Here is a 24,130-nt window from a genome sequence, read left to right as displayed (position 1 = left end):
GCTCTCCATAAGTTGATCCTGTTGCCGTAAGTCCTGACTCTATTTTATACTAATATAGTGACAAAATCTGTCAGTATATCTATATTTCTATCAGGAGCAGATGGAACATGACCAAAACGCAGCGTTTGATTGAACTTATGATGCGAGTGTATGACAAACCTACGTTTACCGCTGAAGAAATGGCTGCTGAATTCGGGGTTTCTTACCGTACCATGCTTCGGTATTTACATGAGCTTAGTGGAATGGGTGTGCCTCTATATGCAGAACCTGGACGCCAGGGAGGATATACCTTGCTGAAATCAGCCGGTCGAGTAGCGGATATAGCAGGTCAACGAATTGCCAAGGCTCATTCATTTGAGCGGATGGTACGGCCGCAGACATATGTGATCGGCCTTGAATTCCAGGCTCCTTTTACAGCTGTATATATGTCACAAGTGGTGATTCCTAAGCTGTGGATTGAATTAGAACGCAGACAACATGAAATCCCCCGCCAAACCCGGACGGGGGTGAAGACGGGCGTATCCCTGAGCCGTACACGCCTCTATCACTATATTGCCGGAGTAGAGGTATCCCACTTCCATGAAGTGCCGGAAGGCATGGTTGGTATAATTCTTCCGGCCCGTGAATACGCCGTATATACCCATTTCGGTGCTCCGGATCGGGCAGAGATTGATCAGACATTTCTCCTGCTCATGGACAAGCTGAGACATCGGGGCCTTGAGCCTGACGTTTCAGGCTATGCCTTGGAGATCCGGCCATCCGATACTCCCTCCAGCATCACTGTACACATTCCGCTGCACGGTACTAGCCCTTCTGACGACTCGCCAGAATTTGTTTATAGACCTCAATAGCTGCCTGTCTGGATGCCTTTAGATCCACAATCGCACCCTCACGTGGTTGATGGATATCCTTGCTGTGCAGATCCTTCAGATCAGGCAGCCATTTCCGGATATAATCTCCCTGGGGATCATACTTCTCCGATTGTGTCACCGGATTGTTCACCCGGAAATACGGAGCGGCATTCTCACCAAGTGATGCACACCATAACCAGTTCCCCCGATTCTGAATGTTGTCATAATCCAGCAGCTTGCGTCTGAAGTAAGCCTCACCCAGGGGAAACGGGCACTGCAGGTTTTTGGTCAGGAACATGGCCGTCAGAATACGCAATCGATTGGGCATTCGCCCCGTCTCATTCAGCTCGGTCATCGCAGCATCAATAATTGGTATTCCCGTCTCTCCCTTACACCAGCGTTCGAAGTGATATTCACTTAGCGGTGACAGATCGTATACCTTTTCGTACGTAAAATAGTGACTCTCGTATACTGCACGATACAGATAGAAGTCACGGAAGCACAGCTGTCTAATCCATTCATCCGGCTGTTCTGCCCGGTAAGCTGCATCGTACATCCTGCGGATCGAGATGGCTCCTACCGCCACATAGGAACTAAGATGGCTTGGTTCGTATGCTTCATACTCATCCCGATGCTCCCCGTATTCCGCGATACGCTCCTTCAGGAATGCATCAAGCAGCCCATAAGGTTCTTCAGCCGGCTCGATATCCGTAAGCGCTGCGGGTACCCTGAACGAATCAGGAAACTCGATGAACAGCTTACTGATCTTAAGATCAGCTACCGTTAGTACCGAAGGAGGATTAGGGAATTCATTCATAAACTCCATCCAGCGCCGGTGAAAGGCGGCAAATACTTTATAGGGCTCCGATTTGCCTGTAAAATCAGCGAACCGAGGAAGATCGATCAGCAGATGATCCGTCAGTTGCGTGAACTTGGCCTGGTATTTGTCCACAATCTTGCGTATGCTGCGGTCCCTCTCAATTGCATAAGGCGTCATATCCCGGTGAACCACGACTTCATCAATCATTCCTTCCGTGTGGTCCAATATGTAATCCACAACTTCTGCTGGCTTGCCATGTGCCACATGCAGCAGCTTGCCTGCCTTCCCGTACTGTCTGGCAAGCCCGGCCGCATGCCTCAGAAAGTTAATGCCGCTGTGTTCCTTATCACGCCCCTGACGAAGCAAAAAGGGATCGTAGATAAAAAGGTGCAGGCTTTCATCTTCCTGATTCTGCAAGTAATCAAATGCGTGCAGGTCCTCCGTACGCAAATCCTTGCGATGTATAAATAATTTCACTACAATCCTCCCGCCCGGCCTGTGCCTACTTCACCGTTAGTTCTTGAAAGAGGCGGCTCGTTTCCGGTTCCGGCTGATGCCCCAAATCCTCCAAGAGGGTCCTTGCAAATGATGAATATAATTGGAGTATGGCTTGTCCGTCACCCATGGATGCATACACCCTCATCATCAATCGGCAAATTTCTTCAGCATAAGGCTCTTTTTCCTGTAGATCGAGTAACTGCTCGGTAGCATCCTTGCCACGTCCATGGTTCATATTCCATTCGGCCAGATCCATGACCAACCGTATATATTTGCGCCTTAGCTCACGGGCCTTCGATTGTGCCCAAGGGTAGTCATGCTCTTCGAGATAATCTCCGCGATATAACAACATGATCTCCCGCAGCTCTTCCACATTGGTCGAAGTGACTTCTGCGTATCCCACTCCCAATTCAAACTGCTCCACGTCACTTACCAGATTGCCCGGCAGCAAACGGTAACGATTCATGTTGTATTCCAATTTGCCTGTCATACTCCATTCCTTGAGCAGTTTTCGGATCTGATATACCGATGTATGCAGATGGGTTAGCCCTTTTTCCAAGGTGACATCGGCCCACAATTTATCAAGCAGAATCTCTTTGCTTACCCATTCTCCCCGATGGTGAAACAGAAAGGCGAATAACTCCTGAGATTTGGTCGTCCTCCATTTATGCTTGGTTGCCTCCGGTTCAAGACTTCTGTAGATATCCAAATGTTTGAAGGTGAGCAATCCCGGTAACTGGATGTCATCTTCGGCAGCATTGGAACCTGGTTCCTTAACTTCAGCAGCCGCTGCCATTTCGGGCATAGCAGACTTCCAAGCAGCGATCCGGTCAATCGTTTTGCCCAATCTTGCCGAGCTTACCGGCTTCAGAACATAATCGAGTGCATGCAGTTCAAATGCTTCGACCGCATGATCCGCGTACGCTGTTACAAATATAATTCGAATTGTGCTATCCAGCTGCTGTACATACTCAGCCGCTTCCAGTCCGTTCATTTCCGGCATGCCAATATCCAGAAACACCACATCGACACGCTCTTTCGCCAGAAATTCCAGTCCATCACGGGCTGTTGAAAAACATTGCACGGGTGTAATCCGTCCGTCCGACAGTAACAGGCGCTCCAGATGAAGCTGCGCCGGCTTCTCGTCATCGATTACAATGGCTCTCACTGTTCTTCCAGCCTCCTGCCCTAACTTATTTCTTCTTCGTTCTATATCAATGAAATTCCAGATTGACTTTATCAACTTATTAGTCTGTTAACCATTATGCTCTGTCTCGGCACAACTTTCGCTATAAATTACCTTTGGGCAGAGGAATACGGAAGCGGATTTGGGTTCCTTTGCCCGCATGGCTTTGAATATTCAACCCCTCGCCATACAGGGACACCAAACGTCGGTTGATATTTTGCAGGCCCACCCCACCCGGTCCTTCCGTCCTCCCCGAATGAACTTGGGCCAAACGCTCCGGAGGAATGCCTACCCCGTTATCTTCAACCTGGACGATGATATGATTGCTCTCTCTGGCAATTTTCAGAGTCACTGTTCCACCTGCGGCCCGCTCCATCACACCATGACGAATGGCATTTTCAACGAGTGGCTGAATACTGAGAGGCGGTACATAGATCCGAACGTCAGGGTCTACATCGTAGTTGACCACCAGTCGTTCTTCAAATCGCGCCTGTTCCAGATGTACATAGGACTCCACCAGCTCAAGTTCCTTGGTCAGCGGCACCAGCTGATCCCGGTTCTGAAAGTCGAAGCTCCCACGCAGATAGTGACTGAGCTCAATCAATAGATCTGTAGCTTTGTCCGGGTTAACGGCACAAGTAGCGATAATGACATTAAGTGCGTTATATAAAAAGTGTGGTTTGATCTGCGCCTGCAAAAAAGCCATCTCTGTGCGAATGGCACCTTGAACGGAGGCCCGCATTTCAATCAGGGTCCGCACCCTCGCACGCAGCTCACCAGCATCCACCGGCTTGCTTAGGAAATCATTGGCCCCGGCCTGGAAACCCAGCCTGATATCCTCAGGCAATCCACGCGCCGTCAGCATCAAGATGGGCAGTTCGGACAGGGAATTACGCTCACGCAGTTTGCGGCATAACTCAATTCCGGACATCTGCGGCATCATCCAGTCGGTAATCACCAAGTCGATTCCCGGGTATTGTTCTCGCATTTTCAAGGCTGCAGCACCGCTATCGGCAGAGATGACCCGGTATCGCTCTGTTGACAACAGATTGTACAATACCTGAAGATTTACCGGATCGTCATCCACAATCAGAATGGTATGCTCTGCTGCAGGGCCCTCTTCTGTCTCATCGAGTTCTGTAGAAAGCCTTCCAGATGCATTAGCATGCTCGGCAGCCACATAGCTGGCTGCAGCCGGTCTGGACACGGTATGAAGCAGAGGTGTCTTGGCAACTGGCAAGGTGAAGTGAAAAACCGATCCCTGGCCTGGTACCGACTCAGCCCAGATCATGCCTCCACCCAGCTCTACAAGTTTACGCGTAATACTGAGACCCAGGCCTGTTCCTCCGCTGATTCTTTCACTGGTCCCATTCTGCTGTTCATAGGATCGGAAGATATCCTCCAGCTTCTCCGGAGCAATGCCAACCCCGGTATCCGCCACTGACATTCGGACTTGATCCCCCTGCACAGTTGCATATAACCGTATCTCGCCTTGCAGTGTGTACTTGTATGCATTGCCAATCAGGTTATAGAGAATCTGCCGTAATCGATCCTCATCTGCTTCGACCAGTGGCAGGGATGGAGGCCAGTCCTGCATTAACACAATAGGCTTATCCCCGAAGGTAAATCCCGAAACTTCAACCACTGTGCGTGCAACGGACTCCAGATCCACCGGGTCCCGCTTCAGCTCGATCTCACTATTCTTGAGCTTCGAGAAATCCAGAATGTCATTGACGAGTAATGCAAGCCTTTTACCAGTCGATGTGATCATGGACAGGTTTCTGGCCTGCTTCGGCGTCACAGCCCCTGCAGCCCCTTCCAGCAAGGACTGGGCGATATTGATGATGCCATGCAGTGGTGTCCTCAGCTCATGCGACGTATTGGCCATGAATTCATCCTTCAGGTTATCGATCACGAGCAAGCGCTCGGATAACGCCTCAACTTCACGAAAGGACTGCGCGAACCGGATCGCCGTAAGAATCATCTGAGCAAAAACAAATAACAATAGCTCATATAGGGCGAGAAAAGCAGTATCCTGCGTCGTGAATGCACCGATGGTATACAGAATAACGACCATGAGAATGCTCATCATACTGATCAGCACGTAATGACTGTCGTTCGGCCTCTTTTTCAACCAATAAAACATCGCTCGAAGAGTGTATACCATGACGCTAAGCGACACCATCAGCATTAGAGGCTCCAGTTGCGAGAATAGTACTGGAGACAAGGTAAGGCCTATAGCGCATTGCAGAATCACCAGCGTAATTCCCAAGCGTACGTACCATTTGTGAATTGCACCCGGAACAAGCGCATCCATGTAGCGAAGCAAATAGTAATAGGCCAGTGCTGAACTTATTAATTGAAGCCTTAGAATTTCAGTATTCGGTAGAAACGGTACAAAGGTGCCCAGCAGTTTCTCCCCATGCGTCAGTGCATACATGGCTCCAGAGAGACTGAATAAGCCCAGGTAACGAAGTTCCTTCTCACTCCGGCGCAGCCTGAACAGCAGCAGGAAAAACGCCGCCGGAAGGATAAAGCCGAAAAGGGTCATCAGATCCTTGAGCCAGTCCCACTGCTGGCTGTACAGAATGCTATGTTCATCTCCAAATAACAGTGAAGCTACGATTCCTCCGGAAGAGTATGTATAGTTGGAAACTTGAATGATGATATCTGCACGGTCTCCCTCAATCGAGGTAAACCCGGTGAACGGCAAGTTGTACTGGATGTCCGTTTCCCTTGTTTCACCAGGCAGTCCCTTGCCTCCGATCTCTTTGCCATCTATAAAAATACGGTGTGCCATACGAATGTTCTGTGTACGAATGCCATAGTCATTCTTCTCGGTGCTAGGCCTGAGTTTGACACGAAGGTGGTATGTTCCGTATCCATGGGCTGCACCCATCGTCTTATTCCACCTGGCCGGGACTTGAATAGCTGCAGATGGACCAAGTGGCTTGCTTCCGGACACATCCGCTTCAAAATCAACCGGGGTCAACAATTGGTTCGGATAGAAGTCCCAGATTCCGTCCAATGTGGCTGCACCCTTTTTGGTAAAATCCCAGGTGGTCAAATCGATTACGCCTTGTTTAACGACCGGATTCCCGCGCTCAGATAAAATACTCTGCACAATCCACCCTACGGGAAAGACAACAATACAAATGAAACTAATCGTCAGCATAATCCAGTGTTTTTTCATCTATGAAATCCTTCCGACTTGTGACGGTAGACGTCAGTTTTTGTCGTTTAATCTTCATAATCCATGTTACACGTTTCTGCTGCCCACGGAAATAGAAGGAAACTAAAAAGAACCACATTTTTTAAAGCGGTTCACGATCTTGTGTGAACTCTCCATTAAAAGCTTACACAATAAAAAAAGACTGCCAGCTGTTCAACCAGGAAATGATCCTGGTTGCAACTAACAGTCCACTGTTATTGGCTTACAATCTGTGCCAGTTTCTGTACGATGCCTGACCAGCCCTGCTCCATTCGCTCGCGCACGATGGCATGCGCCTGTCCGAATTCAGTCAGTTTATCGGCATCCCAGCCGCTGTGAATCAATGTAAATGCGGTGCCTTCCGGCTGTTCTTGAAGTTCGAAGGTAAGTGCCCAATCCTTGCCCCATTGAAAGGATAGCTTATGAAGCGGCTGAACTTCCGTAACCCGGCATGGTGATTTGCCAAAAGGCCCGGCCTCCAGCACGAATTCATGTCCTTCCACCGGCTCCAGATTACTTGGCATAAACCAGGTTTGCATGCCTTCTGCCGTTGAGACGGTCTCCCATACCTTTTCCAGCGGTGCATGAAGTACCAATTGCTGCCGAATATCCGGCAGTGCGCTCGATGATGATGTCATAACCATCGCCTCCTTAAATAGATATTACTCATTGTTTGGGATAAGAAGATAAGTGTCAAATGAGTTCATTTAACAACTGAATCTAGCATTGGATCTCCTCTTAAACGAACCTCATCTTGGAACGCTAAATAAAAGATGTGTAACCCCCGTCTTAGTCTGCTCTGAACGGTGGAATCCCAAACAACCGCCACTGCTTGGCTATCGAAATGCAAAATCAGGCCGCAGCATAAGGCTACCCTTTGCCACGACCTGTCTTATGAATTTCTATATGTTTTAGATAAAATTAATACCCACGGGAATATTGCTCCGCAATCGCTGCCTTATCCTTGCTGACACCGAGCGCCAGTGCCGCATGGTTAGCCCAGTACGGATCGCGCAGCATACCTCTGCCCACTGCAACAAGATCAGCATCGCCGTTGCCAATAACAGCTTGAGCAAGAGCTGAATCATCCAGCAACCCTACAGCAATCACTGGAACGTTCAGTTCTTCGCGGAAACGACGGGCAAATGGAACTTGATAACCTGGGTAGTTGCCCGGTTTCCGTTGTCCGGCAGGTCCTTCTCCACCAGAGCTGATGTGGAATATGTCTACACCTGCTGCCTGATAAGCACGAGCCACATCCAGGGTGTGTTCAATATCGTAACCGCCATCAGCGTATTCAACTGCAGATATGCGCATGATGAGCGGCATGTCTTCCGGCATTTCCTTTTTCACTGCACGAATAATCTCAACGCCGAATCGAGCCAGATCCTGTCCGTATACATCTTCACGATGATTCATCAGCTTGGAATGGAACTGGTGAATGAGATATCCATGTGCTCCGTGCAGCTCAATGGCATCCACTCCAGCCTGCACTGCGCGGCGAACACCGTCGGCAAATTTCTGGACCATAGCTTCTACTTCTTCGGTAGTTAATGCACGAGGCTCCCTATAGTCTTCACCTGGGAAAGTGACCACGGATGGAGCTACCGGCTGCTTCGCGTCCTCAGCTTTTCGTCCCGCATGTGCAATTTGAATCGCAACTTTCGAGCCATGAGCATGCATGCCATCCACCAGTTTGGCAAAGGCCGGGATATGCTCGTCCGACCAGATGCCCAGGTCGTTATCGGTAATACGGCCATCTGGTTCAACATCTGTCATTTCAATGACAATCAGACCTGTACCTCCAACCGCACGACTTACATAGTGAACCTGATGCCAATCATTCGGGATGCCATCCTTGGCCGTTACGGAGTACTGGCACATTGGCGCCATAACTACACGGTTATTCAGTTGAAGCCCCTTGAACTGATAGGGGGAAAATAATTTCTCTGACATATGGATACATCTCCTATTCAATATATTGATATATGTTGAGGCAATCGCTTGTTTTCCAGCATGAAAAACAGTTGCCCAATCTTGTGGCAGTCTCTCTCGCCAATCCTTCGACCATTCTTTATTATGAAGGAGCCTCCCCTGAATGCAAGTACGTACATTTTTGTGCCATAGTACCTTTTTTTATACCTAAAACTACCCCGCGGGTACTTGCACCCCTACACGAAGTTGGTCCAAAACATGATATGATACTTTCATACACAGGAGATAATATACCCAACCTATAATATAAGTTGTATCTAACCCTTAGACGAAAACGGAGAGGGCAGAAACAACCTGTAGAAGCGAAGCTAAAAGCTTTCTGAAAGAAAGCTGCGTCGGAAGCATACACTTCGCCTTTATAACCGGATTTTCACCTTTATATGTAATCAAAAAATCTGGGGATAACAGCGATCAGAGGGTTGTTCTGACCTCGTAGTGATTCGTTCCAAGAATAGTGATAACTTATATATCAACCCAAACTGAAGGAGCGATTATGGTGAAAGATATTTTAATCGAGCGACTGACAACTTATGCTCAAATGGATACACAATCTGATGAAAACAGTGAAACCTGCCCCTCCACACCGGGCCAACTCGCCTTGGGCGAATACCTTGTAGGCGAATGCAAAGCTATTGGTTTACAGGATGTAACGATGGATGAGAACGGCTATGTCATGGCTACCCTGCCATCCAACACGGATAAGGATGTTCCCGTAATCGGCTTCCTGGCTCACTTGGATACAGCGACAGACTTCACTGGCAAAAATGTAAAGCCACAGGTCATCGACCAATATGATGGTCAGGATATCGTGTTGAACCAGGAGCTGGATGTGGTGCTGTCTACCACTGACTTCCCGGAACTGCGTGAATATAAGGGCCACACCCTCATGACAACAGATGGCACAACCTTGCTGGGTGCGGACAACAAGGCAGGTATTGCCGAGATCATGACAGCGATGGCCTATCTGATCGATCACCCGGAGATCAAACACGGAAAGATCAGGGTTGCCTTCACTCCCGACGAAGAGATTGGACGCGGGCCGCACAAGTTTGACGTGCCTGCTTTTGGAGCCAAGTATGCCTACACGGTAGATGGCGGCCCACTGGGAGAGCTTGAATATGAGAGCTTCAATGCGGCTGCAGCCAAAATCACAGTCAAAGGTACAAATGTTCACCCCGGAACCGCGAAAAACAAAATGGTCAATTCAGCCAAAATCGCTATGGAGTTCAACCGCCGCCTACCTGCCGAAGAAGCTCCTGAATTCACGGAGGGGTACGAAGGATTCTACCATCTTATATCCATTGAAGGCGACGTAGAGCAAACGCAGCTCAGCTATATCATTCGTGATTTTGACCGGGCGAAGTTTGAAGAGCGCAAAGCCTATGTATTGAAGGTTGCGGAAGAACTTCAAGGCAAGTACGGAGAGAAGAGCATCACTGTTCAGCTGAATGATCAATACTACAATATGCGTGAGAAGATCGAACCTGTTCGCCAGATTGTTGATATTGCGCATGAAGCCATGACTCGTCTGGACATTGAGCCCATTATTCGCCCCATCCGCGGAGGAACTGACGGTTCCCAGCTCTCGTACATGGGCATGCCTACACCAAACATCTTCACAGGCGGCGAAAACTACCACGGCAAATTCGAATATGTTTCGGTTGATAACATGGTGAAAGCCACTCAAGTGATCGTGGGGATCGCTCAATTATTTGAAGAGCGCGGCGATATTTAATCATAGCCACCATACATCGATTACACTATTTAGATAGCAAAGAGCACCCATTTCTTGAGGCATAGGGTGCTCTTTGCATTACATTGGAAACATTCACGTCCATGGGACCGAATCTCATTCATACATATTGCCTCCGGCGATCTCCCGCAATTGTTCCAGATGGCAGATGACAATCTTGCGCTGTTCCTTGCGGATAATCTGCCGATCACAGAGATCATGGATTACCCGGTTCAGATGTCGGTAGCTCGTCCCCAGCATATCTGCCAGCTCGGTCAGCTTGGACGTTTGGATCTCTTCCGTCACTTGCTCGCCCTGTTCCATCGTTGACAACAGATAACTGGCAAACCTGCTTTCCACCGGGTACAGCAGATTCAGGCTTGATAGATTAGAGAAAGTATACAGTTTATGGGTCACATGACTAAGCATGAAATGGAGAAATTTCGGATTATCCGCATACGTGTTTTGAAGATAACGATAGCTAACGCCCAGCAGCAGACTTTTGTTGACGGATTCGACCGTATTTTTGGCTTCCTTTCCATTCACCAATTCCAGATCCCCTACAAGCGCTGGCGGCGTGCTAAAACGGAGCAGCAGTGACTTGCCGTTTGGCAGTGTCGTATAAATCTTCAGTTTGCCTTCAACAAGAAAATAAAACCGTTCCGGCCGTTCCCCCTTTGCACATATAATCTCACCCTTGGAAGCTTCCAGCAGTCTTAATTCCGCAAGTGCAGGCTCATCCAGCACCTGATCCAGGCCATGTTCCCGTGCCAGCTGACGCATTCGACCAAAATCCATGATTTCTCTCATTCCCGGTAACCCCCACCCAAGTATTTAACGTATACAAATGGACATATGTCCCAATTTCAGTCATCAGACATCTCCATTATCCTGATATAAAAATAGTTACAACTAACACTTATATCCAATAAATCATTTTACATGGAAAAATCCTCAGATTTCGTCCGTAATTCGTCATCATTTTATTTAAAAATGGAGTTAATGATAGCGCACTCTTATCCGATGATAATTAAAGCATTATGTACGTTTTTTTGAATTCAATCGCAAAATAGGAATAATGAAAGGATGGTTCGACCCATGAATGTTGTAGATGCACTTCTGAAAGTTATGCCTTATATTAGCCTGATTCTTAGAGAACCAGCCGGATTGACTGTGTATGATCATGAGAAAGTATTGTACGCTGTCCCCACCGAGAGATTCAATCTCGGGTTCAAAGAAGGAGAACCACTTCTGGATGATTATAAAAACTTCACGGCTCTAACCAATGGACGTGAAGCTTCACTCACCCACCTGCCTGCGGAAGTATACGGGATTGAACTAGATATTCTGAATATCCCCATCTTTGATGACAATAACGAGGTCGCAGCCATTTTCTGTGTATCCTACGATCAATCCAACCAGAATCAGCTAGAAGCCATTATACAAGAAAATCAAACCATTAATGGCAACCTGGTGGAGATGGTTCAGCACGTGGCTGCTCATGCCGAGGAATTGCAGGCTACCAGTGAACAAATTCTGGAGAATACACGCCTTGCAGTGCAAAACTCCTCTCAGATCAACAAGGTTGCCGGATTCATCCGGGAGGTTTCGGAACAAACCAACCTGCTTGGTCTGAATGCCGCTATTGAAGCAGCACGTGTAGGTGAGGCCGGTGCAGGATTTGGCGTTGTTGCTTCCGAAGTACGCAAGCTCTCCGTGGATGCCAAACAGGCCACGACTGATATTGATGCAAGTCTGAAAGACGTTCAACAGGTCATTAAACAGATGGAAGTGGAAGTTTCGCAGATTGCTGCCTCTTCACAGGAACAAGCTACCCTTGTATCCTCCTTCACCGATGTCATCGAGAAACTGAACGAAACGGGCGACCGAATGAAAATGCTGGCAGATCAACTGATCAGTTACTCTGTTCATACCAAGTAAAGTTGTATTCTAAATGCTCGTTATGTATCTGGACATATACGAAATGAAACAGGACCCCGTTCGCCCTATGTGGGCATCGTCGGTGTCCTGTTTTTTTATATTTCTTTATACTCCCCGGCTCTTATAGTCGAGCTCGGTTCATCCTATTTCGCAATCTTCATCTCTTTGGTTCCCGTTACGTCAGCTTCAGACTCCCAGCACTCCACCTCACCCGGAATACGGATAAGATCACGGGTAAAGACAGGGTCACGCCCCTCAGCATTCTGTCTTTTGTAATCCTTCAGCGCCTCAAACGTTACTTTGGACAACATGAGGATCGCAATCAGATTGACGACGACCATCAGCCCCATAAAGAGATCCGCCAGATCCCAGACCAGCTGCACTTTTGCTATTGCACCAAACAACACCATGGCGATGACGCCAATCCGGTACACCCAAAGCCACATTTTATTGGACTTGATAAACTCAATATTGGTCTCCCCATAATAATAATTCCCGATGAGTGTACTGAAGGCAAACAGGAATACCATAACAGCCAAAAAGCCTGATGCCCATGATCCGATATGCACACTTAATGCCGCCTGGGTCAATTCGATGCCCCCCAGATTGGAGCCTTGATAGACGCCGGACAGCAATATAATCATGGCCGTACTTGTACAAATGACAAGTGTATCGGTCAGGACGCCAAAAGCCTGAATAAGTCCCTGCTTGACCGGATGTGTCGTATCCGCCGTAGCTGCGGCATTAGGCGCACTACCCATTCCCGCCTCGTTGGAGAACAATCCACGCTTGACGCCGTTCATCAGCGCAGCACCCAATGTACCGCCGGCGACCTGTTCAATGCCGAAGGCATTTTTTACAATCAACGCAATCATGGCTGGAAGCTGGGTGATATTCGCAAGCACAACAAATGCAGCAACTCCGATATACAGCACAGCAAGGACAACCACAATGTATTCGGAAGCCTTGGCAATCCGCTTGACACCGCCCATAATGATTCCGGCAAAGATCACCGCCATTACAATACCTACTGTCAACCGATCAAGTCCAAACGAGTTCTGGAATGCTACAGTGATTGTGTTGGACTGCACAGCGTTAAAGACAAGACCGAACGATAGCGTGATGAGAATGGCAAACAATACCCCCATCCACCGTTTGCCTAGCCCACGTTCCATATAATAAGCCGGTCCTCCGCGGAAGCCCCCATTATCCTTCACTTTATAGATCTGTGCGAGTGTACTCTCTACGAAACTGGAGGCTGATCCGATAATTGCAATGATCCACATCCAGAACACAGCACCCGGTCCCCCAAGGGCAATAGCCAGTGCAATTCCCGTAATATTACCGGTACCTACTCGGGCAGCCATGCTAATACAGAACGCCTGAAAAGGCGAGATTTTATCCGCTTCCTTACTCTTGGGTTCGGCCAGCACCTTGACCATATCCCCGATCATGCGGAACTGCATGAAACGGGTCTTGGTCGTGAAGTAAACTCCACATACTACCAGCAATAGGATCAACAGCTTGGACCATAAAAAATCGTTGAAAACAACGACAATATCTTGTATTGTTTGCTCCATTAGCAATACTCCTTTTATTCGTATATTGATAAACAGCATTCCGTTTGCATGTCTGAGCGTAAAATTCCCATACTATTGCATATAGAATCCCAGGGCATAACTCTGAATGATGATATTTCGTTCCGATTGGCATTTGTACCATTCCACACAATTCATAGCCAGCTCATTCAGATGTTACTTATACTACAGTCCTATCTACGAAAAACGACACTTTCCTACAACAAACATTGGATTTTTTTTATAAAAAAGCGGATTTCGGCGAAACTCTGTTACGTTATCTGACATATTGGCTTATTGCTGCTCGGCTGGTTCTATGCAGAAAGGAAACTACGAAGTAAGATAGGAATTAAAATGAACCCAACTCAGGGCAGTTCATCTGTCTGCAGCATACATTGGCCCAATTACATCCGCCAAAGAGAAAGGAGGATACCGAAAACATGCGTTATTTTATCGTGGATGATGATCCTGGCGTTCGTTCCATGCTGATGGATATTATTGAAGATGAGGGATTAGGTGAGATTGCCGGAGAGGCAGAGGACGGGGCTCACATTCATGCCGAGCTGCTGGAGTTACAGAAGGTGGACGTGCTCCTGATTGATCTGCTCATGCCCCATCGGGATGGAATTCAGACCGTACGCGCACTGGAAGGAAGATTCGAGGGCAAGATCGTGATGATCTCCCAAATTGAATCGAAAAACATGATTGGTGAAGCCTATTCACTAGGCATTGAATACTACATTACGAAGCCGATTAATCGTCTAGAGATTCTATCCGTTCTCCGTCTGGTCGAAGAACGTCTGCGGATGCAGCAGTCCATTCAAGATATTCAGCGGACATTGCAAGGATTGACCGGCATTCAGTCTGCCGGCCGCCATACCGCACCTGTCCCTAACAAAACGATTGCCACCGCTGGACATTTCCTTCTGTCGGAGATGGGCATGATCGGTGAGACAGGCAGCAAGGATCTGCTGGATATGCTGGAATATCTGGAACAGATTGAAGCTGAAGATCACACCATCTCACCTTATACGTTCCCGTCGCTCAAGGATATTTTTCAGAATATTGCGATACGCAAACTGGGAACGGATGCCTCCGCCACCGAGATAACCAAAGAGGTCAAGGCATCAGAACAACGTGTTCGCCGGGCGATATTTCAGACGTTAAGTCATGTGGTATCCCTGGGATTAACGGATTATACTCATCCCAAATTCGAGAACTATGCGTCAAAATTCTTCGATTTCACAGAAATTCGCAAGAAAATGCTGGAGCTGCAGAACAATGTGGAGCCATCGTTGTCCCAGACGCGAATTAACACCAAAAAATTCGTTCAGGTACTGTACATGGAGGCCAAACGGCTTTTACATTGAAAAGCTCCCAATAAAACATGCGGGCATGAATTAACAGGAATCAGGCAGCTTCGTAATTAATGCTGTCCTTCCGGTTATGTTCATGCCCGCATCGTCGTATGTACTCATCTATGGTTGTCCTATTATATGAATCGCTCAAGTCCTTTTTTGACTTCGATTCATTCGATTATATTCATTAATCAATTCATCCAATGCCATGGACTGCCTGATGACATCCGGATGCCCAAGTCCACCTTCGTTAAGCTCTACCAACATATGAAGGTTATGTCTGGCTTTTTCGATTTGATTTTTTAAATCCAAACTCATGACCATGCCTTTGACCTCCTTATTTCTGTGTTATATTTTAGTTTTTACTGTCAATCTATAGTTGGATTAACATATGGCATAGTCGGCATGGATGTTTTGTATCCTTCCCCAGATTTTGAAAGTTATGAATCACCATATTTGCTCGGAAGCTGCAAAAATGGCGCTACCAGGCCATTTCTGTGGTTATACGAATGTTTTGCATCCATATTTTCTTCCCCTATCCTACTTCTTGTATGAATGTGTCTTTATTGTGTATTTTGGAAAATGGACGACAAAAACACCCCTTCAGCAGGCAAACTGATCAAAAAAAATCAACTCGCATGCTATAGAGAGGTGTGTAATCGTTCAGGTTATCGGATTCATATGGTGAACAAATTCCTTTCCATAACCGAACCATTCAGGTACAATAGGGCGATGTGTGTGTCCGGACCCGGCGGATACGAAAGTTAATAGAGGATCGTATTCTTGTATACCATCCTGATTTGATATCATTGGAGGCTCATCAACACCATGCAAACCGATTCACGGACTCAAGTTAAAATCATAAACGCCGATCCCAGCGCAATGGGATTATTTGGGCTGGCTATTGTGACCCTGGTCGCTTCCTCCCAGAAACTCGGCATTACGGACGGACTCAGCTATGCTATTCCATGGGCGATCTTCCTGGGTGCATTTGCACAGTTGTTCGCCTGTATCCAAGATTCCAAACGCAATAATACATTTGGCACGACTGCTTTTGGCGCATACGCATTCTTCTGGTTTGCGATGGGTGCCAACTGGCTAATCAAAATGGGCGTGTTTGGCTCCACCCTGGCAGAACAGGCTGACGGTAAGCAGCTCGGATTTGCTTTTGCCGGATACCTCGTATTCACCCTGTTCATGACGCTGGGTGCTGTCGAAGCCAATAAAGTATTGCTCATCATTTTCATTCTGATTGACTTCCTGTTCCTTGGCCTGACGTTTGATGCTTTCGGCGTAGCTCCTCACGTCTTCCATACCATCGCAGCATATGCTGAAATGGGTATTGGTATCGTGTCGCTCTACGGCACAGGAGCTTCTGTACTGAATGCTCATTTCGGATATACTTTCCTGCCAGTAGGCAAACCGTCCGGCATTTTCAAAGCCAAGGCTTAATATACAGCAGCACCAAACCGCCCGCGCGCCGGTCCGCGCCTGGCGGTTTTTTTGGCAATCATGAATTCATTTGAATATGAGTTTGGCGGGCACCTATACTAGGGATAACATAATAGACGATAGACCTGGCACATGCTGCGGAGACGCAGCAGCCAGAGGGTCAGGAGGAAGAAACATGAGAGAGATACCTAAAGCTACAGAGTCTGAACAAGCGGAGAAAAAATATGTGCGTGAGACGCGCTGTTTCAAGACCGCACGAGTATTCCCGACCGATGTGAACAACCATAACACTTTATTCGGCGGCAAGTTGATGTCCTACATTGATGATATAGCATCCATTGCCGCCTCCAAACTATGCCGGGTCAATACAGTAACAGCTTCGACGGATTCTGTCGACTTTCTGTATCCCATTAACCCAACCGATTCTGTTACACTGGAATCCTTTGCAACCTGGACAGGACGCAGCTCCATGGAGATCTTTGTGAAGGTCATTCGTGAGGATTTGAAGACAGGGGAGAAAAAGATAGCGGCAACAGCATTTCTGACCTTTGTGGCCTTGGATGAAAATAATCGAAAACTCATCGTTCCCCGAATCATTCCGGAAACGGAAGAAGAGAAGAAACTATATGAGACCGCTCCGAGTCGGGCGGCCATGCGGAAGCAGCGGCGGGAAGAGAGCAAGAAATTTGCTGACTTCCTTACCGTCACCTATCCTTGGGAGTAGTTTACAACATCATCTGGAGGTAGCCGGATACGTGGACACTGTTCTGCTATCCGGTAGTTCCCCACCCATGGAGACGGTCCATTGTTGATACTTCCGATACGCTGCACCGCTATCCAGTAAACCTTGGCAGGTATAGATGCCCTCTTCAATCGAATTGACGCGGCCTGTTACATACAGACGGAAGCCACCATTCAACAACACCTGATTCACAAAAGCGATATGCCCTTCTCCGCTCAGCACCGATTGTGCCACTTCAAGCTGTTTCGCAGCTGTCCATGCCATCTCGGGCACAGGAATATCCAGCTCATAAGCTGCTGGGTCCACCAGCTCCAGTCTTGTATCTCCGTTTTCCACAGCATAAACACGTGTAGGCCGATCAATATACAGGTCTTCCGAGCCTTCCATTCCCTGCACCACATAAGCACGGCGGTATCCAAAGCGGGTAAGCAGCTTCGCGATCCGATCCAGAAATGTATTATGAAATACGCCAAAAACAAGATAGGGCGAATGGTTGTAATCAATCAGCTTCTCCGCTGTATTAAACACGGTACGAAAGCCCAGTTCTTCACGAAGCGGTCTTAGCTGCCGAAGTGGACCGCACCAGTCTTCGGAGGATACGTACATGACATCCGTTCTCTGCGCCGCCACCCTGGCTTCTTCCCGATCCATTTTCCTTGTATCAATACCCGCTTCCCTGAGCACCGTGGACAGGGTTACCCCCCACTTGGGCGGCAGAGGCTCGCTTCCGTGCAATGTCACCGGAAGCCCAGCTGCTGCCAGTACAAAGGCAACCGGAAAGGTAGCCATGAATGATTTGGTACGTCCATCATAAGGACCTGCGCAGTCAAGTCCATCCTGAAATACGGACAGGCGGTCTGCGCTGTTCCGGCATGCATGAACAAAGGCCTCCAGCTCCTCGACATTCTCCATCTTCATCCGCTCCGCCATTAGAAAAGCGGCTGTCTGAGCAGGCGACACCTCCTGTCTCAGAATGTGCTCAGCTACAGCCAGCGCCTCGGCATAATTCAGATCACGCGAACCGCGCTTTCCACGTCCAACCTCCCTGAGAATCTCAGACATATCCATGATGCGTCCTCCTTTCAATTACGACTGGAGCAGTTGATGCGCCTTCACGATTGCCGTGGCGACATCCACCATCCGTTTACGTTCATCCATGGCTCTCTTACGTAACAGGTCATAGGCTTCCGACTCGGAGATCTGCTTCAGATCACATAAAATGGCCTTCGCCATATCAATCCACTTTCGATCCTCCAGCCTGGACTGCAGCTGCTTCCGTTCCTGCTCCCACTGCTGGCGCTCCATATAACGCTTGGCTGCAAAGTGCAGCGTCCAGTGAATTTCAGGCCCAATCATGGATGGGGTCAGTATTCCATCCAACGAGGCCTCTACCTCGCAGGATTCTACCGAGGAAGAGGCTGTATCCGGTGCGCACCACCATATCAATGGGGTGTTCACCTTCCCCTTTCCCAGGCATCGTACCCAATATTCCACATCCGCCAGCGACAGATGCAGGATGGATGCCTCTGCTTCAGCTGCCAGCTTCAGAGCTTCCTTCTCACTGTCAGTCACCTGCACATGGTACCCGTTTGCCCCCAGCAATCTCTCAGGAGTTAGAGGGATTGCATCGGATGAGGCAGCAATTGTTGGTTCTACACGGATGACCAATAAAGATCGCATGATGGATCAATCCCTCCCTAATGCATAGGCAGAATGGTTAGAGCTTAAGCACCTAAAATAGTTCATCAAGTTAAGATGTTATATAACCTGACAATATCTTAAGTTGAAAATATACATGTTTGAAACCAATGATGCATGTCGGTAACCTATTGGGCTAATTACCATAATCATAAATAAGGTTCTTTTCTAACTCCGTCTCTTGTTATTGCCTAGGGTTGTATGCTTCTTCTTCCCTGTAACCGCCACGGCTGTTAGCTTGCACGTTGCAATACAGGCTGTTCGTTCATCGTTCAGTTCTTGTTTCCATTACACACATGTAAACATAATTAACTTCAAATTTCAAATACTTTTTTGTGTCAACTATATTGACATGAAAGGAAGGATCTTTTATAGTTAGGCCATAACAACTCCATATTTGAACGATCACAGTTACAACGGCGTAGCTGGTTGAAACGGCAATGAAGCCTGTTTTGCAATCTCGGATCCATGGCATGCGTATGCATATGCGCAGTCCCCCGAGGCATGACAGGCTTTTTCTATTTTTCCGGAACGAAAAGCGAGGCAGTTCGCAGAATGGATCCAAGGGGGCTAATCACAATGAGTACAACGAAAAAACTGGTGCTGGTCGGCAATGGTATGGCAGGTATTCGTACAATTGAACATATTCTTAAACTCGCTCCGCATGCTTATGAAATTACGGTTTTTGGTGCTGAACCGCACCCCAACTACAATCGCATCATGCTCTCCTCTGTACTTGCAGGCGGCACGAGCATTGAAGATATCGTAATCAACGAATGGAGCTGGTACGAGGATAACGGCATTCGGGTGTACCCAGGTGATCCCGTGATTCGAATCGATGCCGAGCGCAAGGAAGTGGTGTCCCAGGCTGGTGTCCGCGCTTCATATGACGAGCTGATTCTGGCAACAGGATCACAGGCGTTCATTCTGCCTTTACCCGGAGCAGACAAGGAAGGTGTCATCGGTTTCCGTGATATCAAGGACTGTGAGACGATGATGGCAGCCTCGCAAAAGTATCGCAAAGCGGCCGTAATCGGTGGTGGACTGCTTGGTCTGGAAGCCGCACGCGGACTGCTCAATCTGGGAATGGATGTCACCGTTATTCATATTAACGGACATCTGATGGACCGAAATCTGGACCTGCCTGCAGGCTTGATGCTTCAACGGGAGCTTGAGGAGCAGGGCATGAAGTTTCTTTTGAAAAAACATACAGAAGAAATTACGGGCAAACATCGCGTGAAATCACTGCGCTTCACAGATCAGACGGTGCTCGAGACTGATCTGGTTGTCATGGCTGTCGGCATTCGCCCTCAGGTTGAACTGGCCCGTCAGGCAGGCCTGAATGTGAACCGCGGTGTCATCGTAGATGATTACATGAACACCAGTATTCCTGGCATTTCGGCAGTCGGTGAATGTGCAGAGCACCGCGGCATCGCATATGGATTGGTAGCTCCGCTGTATGAACAGGGCATGGTTCTGGCCAAACGCCTGGCCGGTGCAGCAACCGAAGGGTATGAAGGGTCTGTGACGTCTACCAAGCTGAAGGTATCCGGCGTGGATGTATTCTCTGCAGGCCAATTCAAGGATGCGGCAGATACGCGCAGCATTCGTATCCAGGACGACGTAGACGGGGTCTACAAAAAGATGGTCTTGAAGGACGGACAGCTTATCGGAGCTGTACTGTTCGGAGATACCACAGATGGCGCTTCCCTCTTCTCCCTCATTAAAAGCGGAGAGAATATCGGTGGACGTGAAAAGGAAATCTTGCTCGGGGTATCCGCCGGTGGTTCAGGGTCCGGCCCATCTGTTGCTGAGCGGATGGCTGCTATGCCAGACGATGAAATTGTCTGTGGCTGTAACGGTGTTACCAAAGCTGCCATTGGAGACGCAGTGCTGAACAAAGGATGCAACACACTTGGTGCCATCAAGTCTTGTACCAAAGCTTCCGCCTCCTGTGGAGGATGTAAACCCATTGTTGAATCGCTGCTCGTCCATTATGCAGGGGATGCTGCCTTGGAACAGGTGAAGGAGGGCATCTGCGGTTGTACCTCCTACGACCGTGACGAGATCGTTGCCCAGATCAAAGAGATGGGGCTGAAAACCGTCAAGGAAGTCATGAATGTGCTTGGCTGGAATGAACCGGAAGGCTGCTCCAAGTGTCGTCCGTCCCTTAACTATTACCTTGGCATGATCTGGCCAGCTGAGTACGAAGATGAGCGGGTATCCAAGTTCACGAACGAACGATATCACGCCAATATTCAAAAAGACGGAACCTATTCCGTTATTCCTCGAATTTACGGTGGTGTCACTTCCCCGGCAGAACTGATCAAGATCGCGACCGTTGCCGAGAAATATGATGTGCCGATGGTGAAATTCACAGGTGGACAGCGCCTTGACCTGCTCGGTGTACAAAAGGAAAATTTGCCGAAGATCTGGGAAGAGCTCGATATGCCTTCCGGATTCGGTTATGGCAAGGCACTGCGTACGGTAAAAACATGCGTCGGCAACACCTTCTGCCGCTTCGGAACTCAGGATTCCATTGAGATGGGCATTCGTCTGGAGAAGAAACTCGATAAAATGGTTGCTCCAGCCAAAGTGAAACTTGCGGTCTCCGGATGCCCACGGAACTGCGCGGAAGCCACCATTAAGGATCTGGGTGTTGTCGCGATTGACGGTGCATGGGAACTGCACGTTGGCGGCAACGGCGGGGTCAAGGTCCGCGCAGCAGAATTACTGTGCACCGTGAAAACCGATGCCGAAGTTGAAGAGTGGACTTATGCTTACCTTCAATATTATAGAGAGAACGCACGCTGGAATGAGAGAACGGCAGCCTGGATTGAACGTGTCGGTCTGGACCATGTGAAGAAGGCACTCGAAGACCGCGAAGAGCGCCTGGCTCTGGTCGAACGGCTTGAACTGACACTCGGCCGTACCGTTGATCCATGGAAGGAAATTATTGAAGACGAAAAGCTGCGTAAAAACTTCACACCACTCGCTGGCACCCAGCCGGCAGCCCACTAGAAGAGGAGGATCAGCGATGAATCGATTGCGAATTGGACATCTTGCGGATATTGATGAAAAGGGAGCACGGACGTTTACGGTCTTGGACACCGAGATTGCCGTCTTCAAATTGAGTGATGGAACGCTGCACGCCGTTGAGAATCGCTGCCCTCATAAGGGCGGCAGGCTGTCAGAAGGCATGGTATGCGGAACGGCTGTCCATTGCCCGCTGCATGACTGGAAAATTGACCTCCGCAGCGGCAAGGTACACGAGCCGGACGATGGATGTCTGAACACATATAAAACCGAGGTCGATGATCATAGCGGCGAGATCTACATTACCATTGCAGGTTAGTCTTTAACCAGAAGATATGCCTGACATCATGAATCAGGGAGGCGTGCACTATGGATTTTGTTAAACCGGCAGAAGTACTGCAATCGATGGTGGACGCAGGTGAGAATAAAGCCAGAATGAACCGGGTGCAGATGTTAATCCGTGGTTTTCTGGCCGGCGCGATTCTCGCTTTTGCAACAACGCTGGCATATACCGCTGTATCTCAAACTTCCGTTGGTTTGGCAGGTGCACTGATATTCCCTGCAGGGTTCGTGATCATTATTCTGCTCGGACTTGAGCTGGTGACAGGCAGCTTCGCCATGATTCCACTTGCGGTTATGAAGCGCAGAGTCACACTGATGGATATGCTCCGTAATTACTTCTGGGTAATTGCAGGCCATATACTTGGATGTCTGTTCTACGCTCTGTTATATGAACTCACGCTGACGAAGATGGGAACTGATATGAGCAGTCCCCTCGTTCAAACGCTGATTCAGACCAGCGAAGCCAAGACGCTCGGATATCAACATCTGGGCGGCGCAGGTATTGTTTTGGTGATCATTAAGGCTATTTTATGTAACTGGATGGTGACACTGGGTGCAGTCATGGCGATGACGTCCACCTCTACACTCGGTAAAATTGTGGCCATGTGGCTGCCGATTACGATATTTTTTGCTCAAGGATTCGAACATGCTGTTGTAAATATGTTTGTCATCCCGGCGGGCATGATGCTGGGTGCTGATGTCAGTATTGCCGACTGGTGGCTGTGGAATCAGATTCCGGTACTGCTTGGTAATTTCATTGGTGGTGCCCTATTTACCGGGTTAGGGCTGTACGCTGCACATCGCTGGGGAAGCCCCATCCCGATGCCATCCAAACTCGCAACCATCCATGGCGGTCGTTCAGGATTGGCAAATGCAGAGTCTGCGTCCAAACTGGGGACACGATCATGAGCCGGGGCCTGGTAAGTATCGTAGGCGCTGGACCTGGAGATCCGGAACTCATTACGGTGAAAGCTCTGAGACGCATTCAAACGGCAGATGTACTGCTGTATGACCGACTGGTAAATGATGACTTGCTTGCCGAAGCTCCTGAATCAGCACTCCGAATCTATTGTGGAAAGGCCCCTGGGCTGCATTCCATGAGTCAGGAGATGATTGGTCGGTTGCTGGTTGCTCACGCAGCGGAAGGTAAACAGGTGGTTCGGCTCAAAGGCGGTGACCCATTCATCTTTGGTCGTGGCGGTGAAGAAGCACTTGTGCTAGCTGAAGCCGGAATTCCTTTTGAGGTCATTCCTGGCATCACTTCCGCTGTGGGCACATCCGCTTCATCCCTGATTCCGCTAACCCATCGGGGAGTGGCTTCGACCTTCGCATGTGTCACAGGTACAGGGAGTGATGGCCGTGTATCTTCCGTGCGCTGGGATCTGCTCGCCCATAGTGTGGACACTCTGGTCATCTATATGGGCATTAGCCAATTACCCCACATTCAACGTGAACTGCTACAATCCGACAAAAGCAGCAGTACACCCGCAGCCTTAATTGAACGCGGAACCACCGCCAAGGAACGAATCATTACTGGTACACTGGGCCAGCTTCATGCTCTTTCCCTTTCGGAAAAGGTGACCAATCCCGCGCTAATCATTGTTGGCGAGGCCGTTCTCGTACGCGAACAATTGATTCAGCTCCAGCAAGCAGCAGACACCTCTATGACGGGATAGCTGCCCCTTCCATTT

Annotated in this window: 20 protein-coding genes; 10 read left to right on the top strand and 10 right to left on the bottom strand. The window is 48.7% G+C overall.

Annotated features, from left to right (window positions below; all coding sequences use genetic code 11):
* The first annotated feature begins 107 nt into the window (after positions 1 to 107).
* Positions 108 to 851: a GyrI-like domain-containing protein gene (locus MH144_RS14140; RefSeq protein WP_239301139.1), complete on the top strand. Its 744-nt coding sequence runs from the start codon at positions 108 to 110 to the stop codon at positions 849 to 851.
* On the opposite strand, the gene MH144_RS14135 is transcribed toward MH144_RS14140, so the two are convergent.
* The 5 genes from MH144_RS14135 to MH144_RS14115 form a co-directional block, all read right to left on the bottom strand.
* A complete protein-coding gene (locus MH144_RS14135) occupies positions 805 to 2,148 on the bottom strand; it encodes a cryptochrome/photolyase family protein (protein ID WP_239301137.1) in 1,344 nt (447 codons plus the stop codon). The genes MH144_RS14140 and MH144_RS14135 overlap by 47 nt on opposite strands.
* A gap of 25 nt (positions 2,149 to 2,173) precedes the next feature.
* Positions 2,174 to 3,337: a response regulator gene (locus tag MH144_RS14130; protein WP_239301128.1), complete on the bottom strand. Its 1,164-nt coding sequence runs from the start codon at positions 3,335 to 3,337 to the stop codon at positions 2,174 to 2,176.
* Positions 3,338 to 3,458: 121 nt separating this feature from the next.
* Entirely contained in the window at positions 3,459 to 6,548 is a 3,090-nt protein-coding gene (locus tag MH144_RS14125; protein WP_239301113.1) for a hybrid sensor histidine kinase/response regulator, read from the bottom strand.
* Positions 6,549 to 6,781: 233 nt separating this feature from the next.
* Positions 6,782 to 7,204, bottom strand: coding sequence for an SRPBCC family protein (locus tag MH144_RS14120; protein WP_481857361.1), 423 nt, complete (start codon positions 7,202 to 7,204; stop codon positions 6,782 to 6,784).
* Between the two features lie 283 nt (positions 7,205 to 7,487).
* The gene (locus tag MH144_RS14115; protein WP_239301101.1) at positions 7,488 to 8,522 is read right to left on the bottom strand and encodes an NADH:flavin oxidoreductase/NADH oxidase; all 1,035 of its coding nucleotides are present in this window, start codon (positions 8,520 to 8,522) and stop codon (positions 7,488 to 7,490) included.
* Between the two features lie 535 nt (positions 8,523 to 9,057).
* Here MH144_RS14115 and pepT point away from each other — a divergent pair.
* Positions 9,058 to 10,296, top strand: a complete 1,239-nt coding sequence (gene pepT, locus MH144_RS14110; RefSeq protein WP_239301099.1) for a peptidase T — start codon at positions 9,058 to 9,060, stop codon at positions 10,294 to 10,296.
* Positions 10,297 to 10,410: 114 nt separating this feature from the next.
* Here the strand turns inward: pepT and MH144_RS14105 are convergent, their stop codons facing one another.
* Positions 10,411 to 11,103, bottom strand: coding sequence for a Crp/Fnr family transcriptional regulator (locus tag MH144_RS14105; RefSeq protein WP_095290788.1), 693 nt, complete (start codon positions 11,101 to 11,103; stop codon positions 10,411 to 10,413).
* Positions 11,104 to 11,391: 288 nt separating this feature from the next.
* Between MH144_RS14105 and MH144_RS14100 the strand changes: the two genes are divergently transcribed.
* Complete coding sequence (locus tag MH144_RS14100) at positions 11,392 to 12,234, top strand: methyl-accepting chemotaxis protein (RefSeq protein WP_239301098.1); 843 nt, start codon at positions 11,392 to 11,394, stop codon at positions 12,232 to 12,234.
* Positions 12,235 to 12,377: 143 nt separating this feature from the next.
* Here the strand turns inward: MH144_RS14100 and MH144_RS14095 are convergent, their stop codons facing one another.
* Positions 12,378 to 13,814 carry an alanine/glycine:cation symporter family protein gene (locus MH144_RS14095; protein WP_239301086.1) on the bottom strand — a complete coding sequence of 479 codons (1,437 nt, stop codon included), beginning with the start codon at positions 13,812 to 13,814 and terminating at the stop codon, positions 12,378 to 12,380.
* A 437-nt stretch (positions 13,815 to 14,251) separates the two neighbouring features.
* On the opposite strand from MH144_RS14095, the gene MH144_RS14090 reads away from it, so the two are divergent.
* Positions 14,252 to 15,181, top strand: a complete 930-nt coding sequence (locus tag MH144_RS14090; RefSeq protein WP_183523203.1) for a response regulator — start codon at positions 14,252 to 14,254, stop codon at positions 15,179 to 15,181.
* Between the two features lie 135 nt (positions 15,182 to 15,316).
* Here MH144_RS14090 and MH144_RS14085 read toward each other — a convergent pair whose 3' ends face one another.
* Positions 15,317 to 15,493, bottom strand: coding sequence for an aspartyl-phosphate phosphatase Spo0E family protein (locus MH144_RS14085; protein ID WP_239301084.1), 177 nt, complete (start codon positions 15,491 to 15,493; stop codon positions 15,317 to 15,319).
* Positions 15,494 to 15,997: 504 nt separating this feature from the next.
* Between MH144_RS14085 and MH144_RS14080 the strand changes: the two genes are divergently transcribed.
* Positions 15,998 to 16,621 carry an acetate uptake transporter gene (locus MH144_RS14080; protein WP_239301082.1) on the top strand — a complete coding sequence of 208 codons (624 nt, stop codon included), beginning with the start codon at positions 15,998 to 16,000 and terminating at the stop codon, positions 16,619 to 16,621.
* Between the two features lie 175 nt (positions 16,622 to 16,796).
* Complete coding sequence (locus tag MH144_RS14075; protein ID WP_239301080.1) at positions 16,797 to 17,345, top strand: acyl-CoA thioesterase; 549 nt, start codon at positions 16,797 to 16,799, stop codon at positions 17,343 to 17,345.
* A 9-nt stretch (positions 17,346 to 17,354) separates the two neighbouring features.
* Here MH144_RS14075 and MH144_RS14070 read toward each other — a convergent pair whose 3' ends face one another.
* Positions 17,355 to 18,431 (bottom strand): anthranilate phosphoribosyltransferase, encoded by a 1,077-nt coding sequence (locus MH144_RS14070; protein ID WP_239301078.1) that lies wholly within the window; start codon positions 18,429 to 18,431, stop codon positions 17,355 to 17,357.
* An 18-nt stretch (positions 18,432 to 18,449) separates the two neighbouring features.
* Positions 18,450 to 19,043: an ANTAR domain-containing response regulator gene (locus tag MH144_RS14065; protein WP_239301076.1), complete on the bottom strand. Its 594-nt coding sequence runs from the start codon at positions 19,041 to 19,043 to the stop codon at positions 18,450 to 18,452.
* A 597-nt stretch (positions 19,044 to 19,640) separates the two neighbouring features.
* Here MH144_RS14065 and nirB point away from each other — a divergent pair.
* The 4 genes from nirB to cobA are packed head-to-tail and all read left to right on the top strand — an operon-like array spanning position 19,641 to position 24,115.
* Positions 19,641 to 22,082: a nitrite reductase large subunit NirB gene (gene nirB, locus MH144_RS14060; protein WP_239301068.1), complete on the top strand. Its 2,442-nt coding sequence runs from the start codon at positions 19,641 to 19,643 to the stop codon at positions 22,080 to 22,082.
* 16 nt (positions 22,083 to 22,098) lie between these two features.
* Entirely contained in the window at positions 22,099 to 22,416 is a 318-nt protein-coding gene (nirD, locus tag MH144_RS14055; RefSeq protein WP_095360200.1) for a nitrite reductase small subunit NirD, read from the top strand.
* 50 nt (positions 22,417 to 22,466) lie between these two features.
* Positions 22,467 to 23,348, top strand: coding sequence for a formate/nitrite transporter family protein (locus MH144_RS14050; RefSeq protein ID WP_239301066.1), 882 nt, complete (start codon positions 22,467 to 22,469; stop codon positions 23,346 to 23,348).
* Entirely contained in the window at positions 23,345 to 24,115 is a 771-nt protein-coding gene (gene cobA / locus MH144_RS14045; RefSeq protein ID WP_239301065.1) for a uroporphyrinogen-III C-methyltransferase, read from the top strand. The genes MH144_RS14050 and cobA overlap by 4 nt, the downstream gene beginning before the upstream one ends.
* Positions 24,116 to 24,130: the final 15 nt, after the last annotated feature.

Source organism: Paenibacillus sp. ACRRY, assembly GCF_022346995.1.
GTDB lineage: Bacteria > Bacillota > Bacilli > Paenibacillales > Paenibacillaceae > Paenibacillus.
Note: the sequence above shows the minus strand (reverse complement) of the source record. Positions and strands in the feature narration are given on the sequence as shown.